Here is a 16,296-nt window from a genome sequence, read left to right as displayed (position 1 = left end):
CATCCTATTATATTGTCCACCAATGAATATTAAGTATAATTAAAAATCAACCAGTCCACACAAAACCTGAAGAGCAAAAATACCCATCAGGTTTTGTGAAAAACGCTATCTTCTAGGCTGTATAATCAAAGGTTCCAATGTCATTTTGGCATTATGACTGGCTCCATGATATTCATTGTAACTTTCCCCTTCCAAAATCGTATAAAAAACATCAACAAAATCATCTTCATTCGTCATCAATGTCTCTGGCATGGCTTCTATAACCGCATTCGTCAATCGCGTGATAACCGCCACTGTTTGCGCGCCAACTTCTGGAATGAATTGTAATACTTGTGTCGTGACATCCAATAGTGCTGTCGCTAATGCTTTATAGTTAACATTATCATCAGCCTCCATCAGCAAAATATCCACAGCTTGCCAACGATAATTATCCCATTGCACAATGATTTGGTTTGGCGTGTACTCTTTTTGTGATTTATTCAAATAAGGTAAATCAACAATCTCTATTTTAGGTGTTAACTCACCACTCGCTGCATTTACCCCCGTTATAATGGCATACACTTCAGCCGGCCCCGAGAACCAGGATTCTTTTATTTTGTTGACTTCAATATTTTTAATCACCGTCATAGATAAAGGTTTAATCAATTCTGAAAGCGGTTGATTAACAAATGGTTTAACTAAACTGGGTTCAACTTGATCATCAAATTGTTCAAAAACAGCATTCATTGCTTTAAGCCCTGCCTTGACTGATTTTTCTTTATTCAATTCAATAATCAAAACAGGTTGGGTCGGCATGCGGTAAGCATCTAAATACGTCATTCCTCCATCAATATCAAAAGCGGCTATATTGCCATCATCATCACTTGAAGTAAAAACAAATAAAGGCGCTTGCCCCTCATGTAACTGCATTAACATACTGATATCTGCAAGGCGTAATTGAACAATATGCGAAGCTCTCTGATCCAGCGATTGTTCAATACCTTTGAACCGATTGATATTAGCACTGTAGTTATCAATCAACCTAGCCGTTGATAAAGACAAGCCAATTAATTCATTAACAGATATCTTCAAACTGTACTCATTAATATTCTGTCGAATACTGGCCTCGATGTTCCTATAATCCGAAGCCAACAACTTTGCGATAGCTTTTTTATTTTTATCAACAGAATCTAGCAATAAGAATGAATTGGCACCATTATCCAAACTGAGAATATTTTGTTCTTTCGCTCCCACATTAAAGGTCAATAGATTTAGACTAAAAACAACTGAAAATATCGCAATTGAGAAACACTTCATATCAACTTCCTTTTGTTTAACTAATTAACAAGAAACAAAATAAACAATTCGATAACGAAAGGTAACTTTTAGCAATAAGGCAAGCTTCGAACAATTCGACCTTTGTCTCAGAACAATATTTCTCGCGGACATTAAAAATATGAAGAAGTTCACTATTTTTGATAAATATGTATAAAAAAACTGCGACAGCTTGTCGCACTTAAGGTATTAAGCTTTGCCAAGCTGTTTTTGGATTGAGAACATAACCTCACTTTAACCATTAATCAAAAATACCATTACCATGTTGCGTCTATCATCTTTATCCATTTCTATCATTGTTGCTTTGATTTTTCCTTCAACCGTTTTTGCTGACGAAGACGATATGGAAATCATCGAAGTAAAAGGCCGCCCTCAAGAAAATTTTAGCCTTGCCGACCCATCCACCTCAATTCCCCAAATTGATGCCAGTGATTTACTTAAAACATTACCGGGTGCCGCAGTCAATGGTAATGGGCCACTCAGTGGAATTGCACAATATCGAGGACTATTTGGCGATAGAGTTAATACTCAAATCAACGGTGTATCTTTAGCCGGTGCAGGCCCTAATGCAATGGATACACCATTGAGTTATGCCAGCTTGATATTAACCGAAGGGGTTAGTATGACTCGCGGAATTGCACCAGTCTCAGCAGGGATCGATACACTAGGAGGCAGCATTGAAGTCATCGAATCTAAAGCCAGCTTTGATGAAACCAGTGGTGAAGTATCAGGACAATATCAAACCAACGGTGATAGGGGCAATCTAGGTGGAAAAGTCAATCTAGGCAGTGAAAAACAGGCTGTTTTACTCTATGCCGAAAAGTTACAAGGCAATACCGACGTCACTACAGGTGACGGAGACACTATCACACCAACGACTTATGAAAAAACCATGGCAGGTGGTGAATACAGAGTTAATCTCAGTAAAAATGGCATCAATGATGAATCTATCGCTTTTGGATATCAGTATTTAGAAACCAATGATGCCGGCACTCCAGCCCTGCCTATGGATATTGATTTTATTCGTACACATAGATTTAAAGTTGAAGGAGAACATAATATTAGTAGCTGGGATCTTAACTGGCATATGGCTTATAGCGATGCGGATCATGCCATGGATAATTATAGTCTGCGAGATAAGCCCGATACTTCAAGTGCTCGATACAATAGCGCCAACAGCAATAGCTTTGACAGTGAAATATCCATAGCCAAAGATGCTTGGTTATTTGGCTTAGATGCTCGAATGAGTCAACATAACTCTCTTATAACCGATCCTACTGATAGCAGCTTTTATATCGATAACTTTAACGACATTCAGGACAACATTTACAGTATTTTCGCTCAATGGCAGCAAGATATTGGACAATGGAATTGGCAATTTGGCAGTAGAATCAAAAACTATCAAACCGATTCAGGAACCATTAATACATCGATGGCCAGCACCATGACCGCCGTTCAAGCCCTTGTGGATGATTTCAACAATAGCGATCGCTCGCAAGTACAAACAGGGCTTGATTTAACCATCAATGGCCAATACCAATTTAATGATGATTTGACGGGTATTATTGGCCTTGCACGTAAACAAGACAGCGCCAGCTACCAAGAAAGGTATTTATGGTTGCCAATGCAATCCACAGGTGGACTGGCTGATGGACGAACCTATGTCGGTCAAGTTGATCTTGATTTAGAAACGGCTTATCAGCTTGAACTTGGTTTTGATTTTGAACACAACCAATGGAAAGTCAGCCCTAGAGCATTTGTTAATCGCATCGATAACTATATTCAAGGCACTCCAGCAACAGATGCTAATGTTATCGCTGTTGCAGCCATGATGGGAGATGATAATCCAATGCAATTTAGTAATGTCGACGCCTTACTTTACGGCATGGATTTTACAGCCAGTTACCAATTATCCACACACTGGAATATGGATTTTCTCGGAAGCTATGTGAGAGGTGAGCGCAGAGATATTGACGATAACCTCTATCGTATCGCTCCCCTTAACATCACTTTGGGACTCAATTTCCAACAAGGAAATTGGATAGGACGAATAGAAGGTGTCGCAAATGCTGCCCAAAATAACGTCTCAGAAACCCAACTTGAAGAAACCACGGCAGGCTATGCCATTATGAATGTCTCAGCAGGTTATGACATCGAAAATTGGACTATTAGGGCAGGCATTAACAACCTTTTTGATACAGAATATGAAGATCATTTAGCTGGCTATAATCGTGTTTATAGCTCAGATATTGCTGTCGGTTCACGCATGCCTGGCATGGGACTCACCACTTGGGTCACAGGTGCTTATCGCTTTTAATGAATGGGTAAAAGATCACGATAATTTTATCTTAGGGAGGTTCAATCACTATTCATTTCCCTTCCAGAGCTTTCCTCAAAAGCTCTGGAATTTTTCTTCAAAGTGAGACGTTGATCACTGTTTTACTTCTTCTTTTCAAAAAATACAAAATTTATTGCAAATCCTCTCACAGAAATTTTATAAGCGTCTACACTGATATTCGTCGTTGTAACCATCATTAGTAAAAGCTGTATTTTTCAATATGGATGACTCAAAAAAGCTGTATCAATAATCATTAATAAAGAAACAGATAATTTAATAAGGATATTAAAAATGAAATTATTAACTACATTATCAGCAGCATCATTACTGTTAGCCAGTGGAGCAAGTTTTGCTGATAAAACAGATGCAATTAGTGTCAATTATGATTGTGAAGAAAGAACCTGTTCATTTCAACAACCCATCGTAGAAGGCAGAGCCGTATCTTGGTATATTGTTTCACAAACTGCAGGCAACCCTGGCTTACAAATAACTAGCCCAAGCGGCGATGTATTAGTTAAAACCAGTGTCTTTTCAACAGATCTTAGCAACAAAAGTATTGGTGATTTTACTGCTCCAGAAACCGGATGGTACACTTTTACTTTCACAAACATGAATCAAGTCGCACGAGATCAGGCAACCATTACGAATATGTGGGGCGAAACCGTAAGTCAAACTTTCCAGTTCGCCGGTGAAGATTGGACCGATGGAGACTATAATGATATTTTCGCAGTAATATCTTGGTTTAAAACAAAAGGTTAAGATTTTCAATACTCAGGAGCCTAATGGGCTCCTTTTTTATGCCCACTTTAAATAACTGCGACCACCACGGATGGTGGGACTGTCTGTTAATGCAGGAGCGATTAACGACCTTCCGTATTTTTCATTCCCGATGAAGAATCACTTAAAGTGGTATTCCCCCTCATTAACGCCCCAAAAAAACAACATTGAATTAAACAAATTTAACAAACAATTAAACAACAAGTTAAGTTGAGCTGATATGATCCATCACCATTATGGAGACAAAAAAGTCAAATGCTTTATCATGCAAAAGGAACCAACATAGGATATGTTAAATAAAAAAATACTGGCAACATTGATCACTTCAACATTATCTCTCAGCGGCTGTGGATTAGATGATTACAGCAGAGGTAATGATGACAAGGAAAGCAGCAAAGAAGTACAAGTGTCCTTACGAATATTAGAAACCAGTGATTTACATAGTAACATCATGGATTTCAATTATTATCTCGGCACAGATGATCCTACCGTAGGATTAGCCAGAACCGCCAGCCTCATTGAACAAGCTCGAAGTGAAAAAGAAAACCATGTCCTTGTGGATAATGGCGATCTCTTACAAGGCAGTCCAATGGGAGATTATATCGCGAAAAAAGGACTCTATAATGGAGACATTCACCCAGCTTACAAGGCAATGAATACTCTCGACTATGATGTCGGTAATATCGGAAATCATGAATTTAATTATGGATTAGATTTCCTCAAGAATGCGATAAAGGGTGCAGATTTCCCCTACATTAATGCCAATGTTTACTGCGATTCTTACTCATGCTGGGATAATGTGCAAAAAGGCGATAACTTATTCACGCCCTATCTCATAAAAGAAAAACAAGTACTCGATAATAAAGGCAATAAGCAAACTATCAACATAGGTTATATCGGTTTTGTTCCACCACAAATCATGCAATGGGATGCACAAAACTTGCAAGGTAAAGTGCGTGTTGACGACATTGTCAAAACCGCTGAGAAATTTATTCCCATCATGAAAAAAGAAGGCGCTGATATTATTATTGCCATTCCTCATTCAGGTATTGGCTCAGTTTATGATATTAGCGAAAGTGATATCGAAAATGCCACCTTTGCATTAACCTATGTCGACGGTATTGATGCTATTGCCTTTGGTCATAGCCATGCTGTTTTTCCAAGCGAGCAATATGACGATTTATATAAAACCGATATCATTAAAGGCACACTCAATGGCATTCCAGCTGTCATGCCTGGACGCTGGGGAGACAATTTAGGCATTATTGATCTGTCATTAAAACGCGTTGATGATAAATGGATTGTTGAAGATTCCCAATCTGAATCACGACCCATTTACCAAGATGATAAACCTTTGGTTGAAGCGAGCCTTGATATTCATCAGGCAGTTGAAATCGATCATTTAGGCACACTCGACTTTGTTGAACAGCCCATAGGTAAAGCTTCTGATAACCTTTATAGCTTCCTCTCCCTTGTACAAGATGATCCCAGCGTTCAAATCGTATCTGACTCACAACGGGCTAAAGTGCAAGAACAAATCATCAATACAAGTACATTAAGCCACCTTCCAGTATTGTCTGCCGCCGCCCCTTTTAAAGCAGGAGGTCGCCACAGTACAAGCAGTGATAGTGAACAATATGTGCAAGTTAATCAAGGAGATTTGACCTATAAAAATGCAGCCGATCTTTATCTCTACCCCAACACCTTAGTCGCATTAAAAGTCAGTGGTGCCGATGTAAAAGAATGGCTGGAGTGTAGCGCAAACCTATTTAACCAAATTAATGCAAATGATGAAACCCCTCAATCACTGATCAATTGGGGGGATCACCCCACTTATAATTTTGATGTCATTGACGGAGTCACCTATCAAATAGACGTCACTCAACCCAGTAAATATAACAGCGATTGCCAGCTCATTTCAGGACACAGTCATGCCGAACGTATTATCGACTTAACTTATACTGATGAAAGCGGACATGCCTATACTGGTGATGAACTTGCGGCCATGGAATTCATTATTGCCACCAATAATTACCGCGCATTTGGTGAAAAATTTGCTGGCACTGGACGTGAAAACATTGTCCTTGAGCTTCCTGATAAAAATCGAGATGTGCTTGCCCGTTATATTACGCAACAAACCGCCACTCATGGAGAAGTCTCCTCTATAGCCGATAATAACTGGCGTTTTAAAACCATAGAAACAGACACTAAGCTAGATATTCGTTTTGAAACGCAAAACAGCACTAAAGCCGATGATTTTATCAATAAGTATCAATTGCGAGACGTAAATAAAATCAGCATAGATGAACTAGGGTTTGCTGTTTATCAAATAGACTTAACAACCCCTATCACCACTGAATCCTAGATCTCAGCAATAGTCAACCAATAAAATGAGTAAGAACAATCATTTCTTACTCATTTTTATAAAATTAAACCAACAGGTTAAATGTCGGCGCTCAGTCGTTAAACAGCTTCTGCCACAGACTTTGTCGTTAGCCTTGCACAATAGAAACGCACCAATAACTGCATGGCAATAACAGAAGTTATAACCATAATAATGCCTAAAATAGCAATTAAGTCTAAATCATCACTGCTAAAAATATCAGGCCACCAAGCCCATTTTACCACTAGCCACGTCGCTAAAAAGCTAAAAATAGGGGTCAGGGCAAGCATAGGGCCAACTTGTGAAGCAGCCCAGTACCGCATTGCCTGAGCAAAACAACCATAAGCGATGACAGTATTCAAAGCACAAAAAAGAGCAACATACCAATCTGTTAGCAACATCTGACTAAATGACTGAGTAGAAATAAACGGTAACATAGCCAAAGTCCCAAACCCATAAACAAACAAGAGTGTGTTATTAGGGGACAATTTGTTACTCATTAATTTCTGCATTAAGGCAAAACATGACCATGACAATGCAGAAAATTGTACAAGGAGTATTCCAAACCAAATCAAATGATTATTACCTTTTGAGAAATCAAGATGCTGGTAAAAGAACATGATCATTCCTACTGCCAATGTTGCAAAACAGACTAATTGAATCCATCTAAGCCTCTCTTTAAATAATATAACTCCACCTAAAGCTAAAAAAAATGGCGCGGTTTGAAAATTAAGCTGTGCTTCACCCGGTGACAAATACTCTAAAGAATAAACAATCGATATATAGTTACCAATAGAAAAAATGGCCGTCATAAATAAAATCAACCAATCTCTTATCGTTAATTGCCTAAACTCATTCAGTTTTCCAGCATAATACTGCACAAAAACGCTGATCACTAAAGCCACAATAAACCGAAACCAAGTGAGGCTAACAGGATCAATAAAACTGGCTGACAATTTTAAGGCAATAGGCAAAACCCCCCAAAACAATACTGCAATAGAAGCAAAAAAAAGCCCCAACCTAAAATAACGTAAATTCACCTTGCCCACTCCTACGACATAAAAATCAACAATTCTATTTTACTGAAACAACAGGTTTTCGGTAAGCAAACTTGATCACTAATAAACTGGAAAGACCAATCAAAATCGCCCCTAAATACATGGGAAAAGCTATGGATATCGTCAGGACTAGACTACCAAAAATAGCCATAACAGCATTCGCTATACAAAAAGTCACTGTTAACAAGCCCATTAATGCACCATTGCCTACATGCCTATTAACCTCTGATGTATAAACAGGTAATAAGCCATTATAAATAGCAATGGTAACCCCTGTGAGAGCAAAAAGAACCACCATACTTGTCCCTGAAAATAATGGCAATATTCCCAACAATAATGCACTGCAAATTAATGCCGTTATAATGGTAGGTAAAAGTCCAAAAAAACGTTTTAATTTCGTCACCACTAGCACACTGGCTAACATCATACTAAATGTCATAATGGCCGTTGTTTCTCCTATCATGCTAGACTCATAGCCCCTCTCAACAAGTAACCACACAGGATAAAACTCATAAAACGCATTCAATCCTAAACAAAAAATGAATTGAAAAATAAAAATGCTTAAAATAGTCGGCTGCTTTAATAATACCAATGAGTTATTTGATTTTAATAAAAACAAAAAAGATTGATTCTGGATAACCCTATGAGTTTCCGTAATAACCAGCATCACAAAAAAAAGACAAAGTAATACAGCAATGCCTGCTACTTGAAAAGCCACTTCCGCCCCATATTGTGCTAAATATCCTCCCGCTAAAGGTCCCACCAACCAGCCAAGAAATGAGGCCGCTGCAATCAGTGACATAGCACGGGTTTTATCTATTTTCTCCGCTAAATCTAACGCAATCGCCCTAGCAATTGATAAGTTGCCTTCACATAAACCAGTCACTAAGCGTGCAAAAATAAAGAGCAAGTAGTCCTCAGAAGTAATAGCATAAGCCGTTAAAAAATAACCAAGCACGCTAATAATAAGAGTATAAACGAGTAATTTCTTTCTGCCATAAGTATCTGATAGTGCTCCGATAAAAGAACCACCGATAAATATTCCCAGAGGATAAATCGCTAATGAAAAACCCAGTAATAACTCTGGAGAAATTGCCATAAACTGATTCAGCTCATTAGCTTGGTCTCCCATAAATAAGGGGGCTAAAATAGGATAAGGCAAAGCTATGCCAGCTGTACTCAATACCGTGACCAATAATACTGAAGCAAACACCCAATACGCTTTCATTTCTTAACATCCATGCCATTATTTCGTCATAGCATAACCTTCCCCTTAAATTAAGTAAACTTTTTTGTTTACTTAATTTAAGGGGAAGGGGCACACCAGAGTAAAAACGCTAAACAGCAACAAACATGGGCTTTTGCTTTTGCCATAAAACAGGCAATACGAGTAATAAAGTAACAGCATAAGCACACCATATGAAAATGCGCTCATACAAAGGATCGTGATAAAACAACCAATTATAGATAAAAGCAAAGCAAAGCGGCAGCAAAGTAAACATATTTAATCCCGCACTGATGCTCGCATTTAAATGATGACCACTTAACTCTTCATATAAACGAAAAGTCAATAACGCATAAGCAGACAAAAAACCCAAAAGAAAATAGTTAATGCAGCTTAATAAAAAACTATCAAGTAAATACTCATTAAAAAACAAGTTACTTGAATAAATAAATAAAGAGAATAACGCGGCAAAAAAGAATATTTTTTTAGTTGAATAAAACTTCTCAACTAAACCAAAGCTTAAACAGCTCAACATATACCCCATAATGGCAACATCATTAAGAGAGATACTATTAACGTAACTAACATGATATAAACGCTGCACATAAATGGGAGCATAAAGCTGTACATAAAGCGCAAAATGCGTATTGAAAATACCTGTCATCAACAACACATACCAAAACCATCGATTCGATAATGCAAACTTTAATTGTACCATCGCATGCTGCCGGCTTCTCTTACTATGGCCTTTAGTGACTAAGTAGGTTGGATAACATAGATGAAGCTTAAACATAAAATACAATAAACAAAGCAAGCTCAAAAAAATCGCAAACATCATCGTTTGTTGTCGCCAACCAAGTAATTCAGAAAGTTGCATCGTCAGAAAAGGCGAAACAGCTAATGAAAAAGAAAATACCAGCTCAGCAAAACCCACTAGCATATTAAGGTATTTTCTATGAAAATAAAGTTTAGCTACCATAATAGCCAATAAAAAAGTAAAACTTGAGGCGATCCCCATCAACACTCGAGAAAATAAAAAAGGCAATAAACTAGAAGAAATGGAAAACAGCACTAAACTCCCCGACAGGAATATCGCAGAAATAAACACCCCCCAATGCACACCGATACGATCAATCAGTAATCCAGCCGGGATCAGCGATACATTATATGCCACTAAATAAACAACCGAAATCATAACCGCATAGTTCACAGGCAAAGGAAATGTATGTTTATACACTTCACTTAATGAATTCGAATAAGGGATCAATCCAGAATAAGCACTCACTAAACAAAGCGTAACAACAAAAATAAGTAAGGGGCCTAAAATAGAGCGATGCGGTACCGCCAAAGCAGCATTAAGCATGAACAAACCTGTCTTTATTGGCATTCATCATAGTATAGAAAATAACAGTTCATTTTGAACTATTCTTTACTCATAACTCATCATGAAATATATACAATGAGAAGTTTCGACATAGCACTCAATACAAAAGCAGCACTGGGTGAATGCCCAAGATGGGATGAAAAAAACCAAGTCCTTTATTGGACCGACATTAATCGATACCAGTTACATCGTTTTGATCCTGTCGCTAAAACAGATGAATATCTCACCTTTAATGAAGAAATTGGCTGCTTTAGTTTACGCCCCTATGGCGGATTTATTTTAGCCATGCGAAGTGGTTTTTACTTAACCAGTGGCTGGCATACGCAGGTTGAGAAAATTTGCGATCCAGAAGCACACCTCAAACAAAATCGTTTAAACGATGGTCGATGTGATGCGGCTGGACGCTTCTTATGTGGTTCTTATTACGCTCCAAAAGATGAGAGTGCTGCAAACTTATGGCAACTGAATAATAAACTTGAGGCTAACTTAATTTATGATAATTTACTCACCACAAATGGCATAGGTTTCAGTCCAGACAATCGCACCTTTTATTATTCCGATAGCCCAAAATACAGGATTTACCAATGTGACTATGATATCAAAACAGGGGCCGTTTCTAATCGAAAAGTGTTTCATGAATTTCCATTTGGGCAAGGAAAGCCCGATGGTTGCGCTATCGATATTCACGGTAATTACTGGAGCGCATTATTTGAAGGGGGGCGTATAGTGAAACTCAATCCCAAAGGTGAAATATTAGAAGAGCTCCCCACTCCCGTGCATTGCCCTACTATGATGGCTTTTGGTGGCCCTGATTTGAAAACATTATTTATCACCAGTGCAGGCGAAAGACCCGATACTGAACTCGCCACATACCCAAATTCTGGCTGCTTATTGACAATACAAGTCGATACGCCAGGCATGATAGAACACAGATTTTGTATCTAATCTGACTATTCTTACCCCATTTTATATAACCACCGAATATAGAATGGGTTTACGCTGCAAAAAACGCTCCTCCCCCTGATGAATTATTGCGTAATCACAGATACTTCATCAATGACCATGCATTCGATTTTTCAATCTTGCGCCTTTTTTGCGAAACGAATCATCCACTATGCCCTGATAACAATTTACAATCCAAGGGTAACTGTCTGTTACATAATAGCCATATTGACCATTGACCGTCATGCCATTACATTCATCTAAATCCCCTGCCCCTGCTTGATATTCAAAATCACCAATAAACTGCCCGTTGTAATTATCACTTTCAACAAAACCATGACCCGCTTTGGGTGTTTGATATGGCGGCACATCCTGGCGCTTGCCCCCCTTATTTTTCAGCACAAAACTGGAGGTCACTTTTCGTATTTTTGCTGTTTCTTTATCAAGAATACAGCTGCCAAAAATTGGAAAGCCATCTGCGGCAAATCCTATCACGGCAGAAGGCTGGGTTTGTGTGTCACAGTTTGGTATAAACATTGCCATAGGGTTACCATGATAATGATAAGCGCCATTGGGCTGAACATGAGCATGGTGCTTATCGGTGCCAAAATGATTTGCCTTGGACATGGCATCATATCGCCACGGATTATTCGCATCATTACAGCCTCTTTTTTCTCTGCCTAGTGGCTCATTACCCACACCATAACAACCCGCCGAATAGGAGTCGACCTCAACGCCATTTAACATCACCGCATTTATCACCCTCATATTTAAGGGAGTCGGTGACGCCGCTTTACGAGGTGTGCGGGTGATTCGGTAAATAACATCTTGCATTTGAACTGGTGTTGCAAAATGCGCACTAGCATCATTAAAATTATGATTAGGAATATTATTCGCCTTAATAAAACAAAAATGCTCATTTGCAGTGATAGTCACTTCACCACCAAAGGTTTTGTCTCTTTGTAAATCTTCAACTTCAGATCGATAACGCCCCACATAATCTTGGCATTGGCCACTGCGCAGAGAAAAAATAGCATTGGTAATATCTTGGTTACTCCTTTCATTGTGAGCGACTTTATTTTGATCATCACTCTGACAATAAACGGGGAAACTCATAAAGTACCCAAGCCATATGATAGCAAAGACTCTGAATTTCATTAAAGGATGAAATTCAATCGCGTTCATTTTATTTTCTCCTCAAATACTTTCACAGATATATACACGTGATACTTGAAGATGCATGTTTTCAGAGCCTGTAAAAGTGCCTAATTCAAGGCGTATTATTGCAAGAATGCTTATTGCCTTTTAAGATGATACAACGCAGAAGTCGGTGCTTTTACAAACTCCCAAGGGGCTGGTTTAAAAGCCTTTTATACTGCGTTATTGAACATCAGCTTAGAATAACTAAGCACGCTGTTCAAAGCCTTGCCTAAAAGGCTTTTAATTCCAGCTGAATCCTGCATCTTCAAGTATCACGGGTATAAGTAAAATATAGCTGGAATTTAATGCAAGACCATACAATGAATAATTAACGTTATTTTTCAACAAAAAAACAAAAACAATGAGTTTATTACAACAAAAAACCAAAATCTCATCGACAAGCATTACTATGTAAAACAGTGTAAACAAAGAATATGAAACAAATCAACGTAAAAAACAATAAAAGCAATAAAAACAACAAGTTACATTAATTTTAGTTATAACATCTTTTTTTAAAACTCACAATTATTTTATTTTTTAGAAGCTGGGCTAAAAATTTTATTATTAAATAGAATTCTTCATATCAATTTAATTCACGACCCTAACAACTCAAATAAGAAAAAAGAAAATGACTCAATCAACAGTAACACAAACAGTATCCATATGGCTGCAACAGATCAGTCAAGCCATCGGTGTTGAACTCACATTAAGAGAAGATGGCCATATTGAATTAGCCTGCTCAGATAAAGCCACTGTCACACTCGAAATTTCAGAAAAATACGAACTCGTCTATTTCTATGCCGATTTATTATCACTGCCTAAGACCTCCACTGACAGAGAGCCTTTTTATCGCCGAGCGCTAGAACTCAATGGCTTCAACATAGCAACAGGAGCAGCCAGCATTTCACTGGATCCTAGACGAGACACATTAACACTGACGGTTATGGAAAAAGTCAGTGCCATGACAGCTGACAGTTTCGCATCAACACTCAATGACTTTATCAGCTTAACATTATCGCTAATCGAAAATAATGTCTTATTGCCTGAAGTTAACCAGACCAGTCAACCTGTTACCGACAAATTCATTCGCAGTTTGGTATAACACTATTTATTAAGGAAAACCAATGCCAGCAATTATAACAACTTCAGCAGTCAATAAAAACATTTCCCTTACCTCATTAAATGAGATGACAGAACTGAATACTCAATCAAATGACAAAATGAGTGATTCATTGAGTTCTAAGCTATCTGCCAATAGTGCATTGAAGCAAATTACACAACAAACAACATCGACAACAAACAGAGATTTAGGTAAGTTACATACACCGCTTTTTGACTACAGTCTTGGCCAAATGATCACAACATTGTTCAATGCAGTGAGTTTACCTATAACGGCAACGGCTGGTTTAGCATGGTTATTTACCAGAGAAGCTGGCGAATCAGATGCTGCCTATAATAACCAAGATTCTGTTCCATTTAAAGCAAAAGGACCTTACGTCAGACCCAATGATAATGCGGCCCAAGGACTGTCAGAGCATATCATCAGGGCCCTAACAGGCACAGCCGATGCCATCAAAGTCATCGGCAACATGGTCGGAGGGGGAGTTTGTTTAGGTGAAACCTTATTATCTCGTGCAGTCTATTTTTGCATGGGGCACGATACCAGCAAGGCGAATCGTATGGGTCAGGTTGCTTTCCCGAAAAATCCAGCCAAAATCGACCAAGCAGTAAGCGATCTACAATTACTGCAATATACTCTCAATAATGAAATGAAAAGTGGTAAGGATATGTGGGGTGAATTCGGGATAAATCAAGCACTAACAGGTGAACAATATACTCCTTATTCACAACAAAACTTGCCGGAAGGCTATCGTATAGCAAAAACCGATGAAATCCCCTCTTCGTTGATAAAAGATTATAATTACGATTCTGGCATTTTAAAAACGAACCCCTCTATCGCTGTTGGAGTCGGTGTCTTTATTGAAGAAAGTACAGGCACAATTAAATTAGCCTTTAGAGGCATAGGCGAGGATCCAAGTACAGCAAAAGGGAGCATTACTGGTAGCCTCTATACTGATAGTTTCATGCAATCGACGCTTGATATTGTTGAACGGTTTGAACGTAACGTTCACTATAAAAATGAACTCATTAAATATGAAAATAGTCAAGCAAAGAAATCTGGTAATATTGATGCTGACATTCAACAAACTTGGCACATTGAATTACTTGGTCACTCTTTGGGCGGCGAAGGTGTAGAATATGCTGGTGCCATGACAGGTTTAAAAACCACCGCTTATAACTCAGCCGGATTAAGCGCCCTGACGCGTGCAGAGATAGGTAGTGATCGCATAAATGCTGCTAATATCACCAATGTTAACACTCAAGGCGATTGGCTGTCGCAACAAATGATCAGAAGTAGCTTTGTACCTAAAGCACAGATTGGTGGCACACAGTATCAATTTGCTGAAGATACACGCCGCACTAACGGCGATGCTCATTTTGTTGAAGCCATGATTGATGGACTTAAAAAATATTAAATTATCATTGAAACACTGAGCGACATAACGGCATCGTCATAGGCTATAAAAAAGCCTCGGTCAATTAACGCTTATAAAAGTCAGTTCACTTTGCCCCTAAAAGAGAAGTGCTATGCCACTTCTCTTTTTAATCACATCGACTCTATTTTCTACGATGATTCATTGTTAAAATGGATGTATTATATCAATACAGCTTCTCTTTACACATGAATGAAATAAAAGTCCAATTAACCAAAGATGGCTCACACACTTTATTTAATACAGCATTAGATGACAGTTATCATGCCCACAATGGTGCGATAAGTGAATCTCAACATGTGTATATTGAGGCAGGTTTTGCTGCTTTAGAAAAACATTTCAAACAAGTCAATATTCTAGAGCTAGGTTTTGGTTCTGGCATGAACGCCATTTTAACGCTGCAAAGCGCACTGGCAACAACCGGAAAAATAGAACGCCCCATTTATTATACCAGTATCGAGGCCTACCCACTTTCCATTGAAATCATCAGTCAACTGAACTATAAAGATCAATTATCGACAGAACTTGCCCATTTGTTCCATATGTTGCATCGCGCCTCTTGGAATTGTGATGTCGAGATTATACCTGGATTTACCTTACATAAAGTCCATGGAAAATTACAAGATTTTCAAACAAGCAAAGATGATTTCAATTTAATCTATTACGATGCCTTCGCTCCCAGCAAGCAGCCAGAACTGTGGACACAGAATAATTTTGATAAAATCATCAAATTGATGGAAAAAGAAGGTATGTTAGTATCATACTGCGCCAATGGTCAGTTTAAACGTAATTTAAAAGCAGCTGGATTTACCGTTAAAGCCTATCCTGGTGCACTAGGTCGCCGTGAAATGACTCGCGCTTGGAAAGAGTAACATCAACCCGCTTGAGGTTTTCTTTCCAGTTTACATTGTAGAGTGTGCCAATACATTAGCATTCTTGTAATGAATGCAGCCGTTAATATTCAATAAGTGTATTGCCATCAACAAGCTTGGAGTTTTCTTTCCAGTTTACATTGTAGAGTGTGACTGTACATTAGCATTCTTGTGATGAAAGCAAGCATTATTCAACAAGCTTGGAATTTTCTTTCTACTTTACATTGTAGAGTGTGACTGTACGTTAG

Annotated in this window: 12 protein-coding genes; 7 read left to right on the top strand and 5 right to left on the bottom strand. The window is 38.3% G+C overall.

The features are described 5' to 3' along the window. Positions 1-105: 105 nt before the first annotated feature. Positions 106-1,296: a DUF3103 family protein gene (locus tag Q0791_RS07240; protein ID WP_299004254.1), complete on the bottom strand. Its 1,191-nt coding sequence runs from the start codon at positions 1,294-1,296 to the stop codon at positions 106-108. Between the two features lie 280 nt (positions 1,297-1,576). Between Q0791_RS07240 and Q0791_RS07235 the strand changes: the two genes are divergently transcribed. The 3 genes from Q0791_RS07235 to Q0791_RS07225 all read left to right on the top strand — a co-directional run bounded on the left by Q0791_RS07235 (position 1,577) and on the right by Q0791_RS07225 (position 6,794). Next, positions 1,577-3,631 (top strand): TonB-dependent receptor, encoded by a 2,055-nt coding sequence (locus Q0791_RS07235; RefSeq protein ID WP_299004252.1) that lies wholly within the window; start codon positions 1,577-1,579, stop codon positions 3,629-3,631. A gap of 312 nt (positions 3,632-3,943) precedes the next feature. Next, entirely contained in the window at positions 3,944-4,411 is a 468-nt protein-coding gene (locus Q0791_RS07230) for a hypothetical protein (RefSeq protein WP_299004250.1), read from the top strand. 307 nt (positions 4,412-4,718) lie between these two features. Next, a complete protein-coding gene (locus Q0791_RS07225; protein WP_299004249.1) occupies positions 4,719-6,794 on the top strand; it encodes a bifunctional 2',3'-cyclic-nucleotide 2'-phosphodiesterase/3'-nucleotidase in 2,076 nt (691 codons plus the stop codon). Between the two features lie 98 nt (positions 6,795-6,892). On the opposite strand, the gene Q0791_RS07220 is transcribed toward Q0791_RS07225, so the two are convergent. From Q0791_RS07220 to Q0791_RS07210, 3 genes are all read right to left on the bottom strand, one after another. Continuing rightward, positions 6,893-7,852 carry a DMT family transporter gene (locus tag Q0791_RS07220; RefSeq protein ID WP_299004247.1) on the bottom strand — a complete coding sequence of 320 codons (960 nt, stop codon included), beginning with the start codon at positions 7,850-7,852 and terminating at the stop codon, positions 6,893-6,895. A 34-nt stretch (positions 7,853-7,886) separates the two neighbouring features. Continuing rightward, entirely contained in the window at positions 7,887-9,098 is a 1,212-nt protein-coding gene (locus tag Q0791_RS07215) for an MFS transporter (protein WP_299004245.1), read from the bottom strand. A gap of 109 nt (positions 9,099-9,207) precedes the next feature. Then, positions 9,208-10,458, bottom strand: a complete 1,251-nt coding sequence (locus tag Q0791_RS07210) for an MFS transporter (protein ID WP_299004243.1) — start codon at positions 10,456-10,458, stop codon at positions 9,208-9,210. A 96-nt stretch (positions 10,459-10,554) separates the two neighbouring features. Here Q0791_RS07210 and Q0791_RS07205 point away from each other — a divergent pair, with 96 nt between their 5' ends. Then, the gene (locus Q0791_RS07205; protein ID WP_299004241.1) at positions 10,555-11,424 is read left to right on the top strand and encodes an SMP-30/gluconolactonase/LRE family protein; all 870 of its coding nucleotides are present in this window, start codon (positions 10,555-10,557) and stop codon (positions 11,422-11,424) included. Positions 11,425-11,532: 108 nt separating this feature from the next. Here the strand turns inward: Q0791_RS07205 and Q0791_RS07200 are convergent, their stop codons facing one another. Further along, positions 11,533-12,606 (bottom strand): YHYH protein, encoded by a 1,074-nt coding sequence (locus tag Q0791_RS07200; RefSeq protein WP_299004239.1) that lies wholly within the window; start codon positions 12,604-12,606, stop codon positions 11,533-11,535. Positions 12,607-13,249: 643 nt separating this feature from the next. Here Q0791_RS07200 and Q0791_RS07195 point away from each other — a divergent pair. The 3 genes from Q0791_RS07195 (at position 13,250) to mnmD (ending at position 16,048) form a co-directional block, all read left to right on the top strand. Then, positions 13,250-13,723, top strand: a complete 474-nt coding sequence (locus tag Q0791_RS07195) for a CesT family type III secretion system chaperone (protein WP_299004237.1) — start codon at positions 13,250-13,252, stop codon at positions 13,721-13,723. A 22-nt stretch (positions 13,724-13,745) separates the two neighbouring features. After that, the gene (locus tag Q0791_RS07190; protein ID WP_299004235.1) at positions 13,746-15,158 is read left to right on the top strand and encodes a hypothetical protein; all 1,413 of its coding nucleotides are present in this window, start codon (positions 13,746-13,748) and stop codon (positions 15,156-15,158) included. Between the two features lie 170 nt (positions 15,159-15,328). Continuing rightward, positions 15,329-16,048, top strand: coding sequence for a tRNA (5-methylaminomethyl-2-thiouridine)(34)-methyltransferase MnmD (gene mnmD, locus Q0791_RS07185; RefSeq protein ID WP_299004233.1), 720 nt, complete (start codon positions 15,329-15,331; stop codon positions 16,046-16,048). The last annotated feature ends 248 nt before the right edge of the window (positions 16,049-16,296 follow it).

Source organism: uncultured Shewanella sp. (assembly GCF_947495455.1).
Lineage (GTDB): Bacteria > Pseudomonadota > Gammaproteobacteria > Enterobacterales > Shewanellaceae > Shewanella.
Note: the sequence above shows the minus strand (reverse complement) of the source record. Positions and strands in the feature narration are given on the sequence as shown.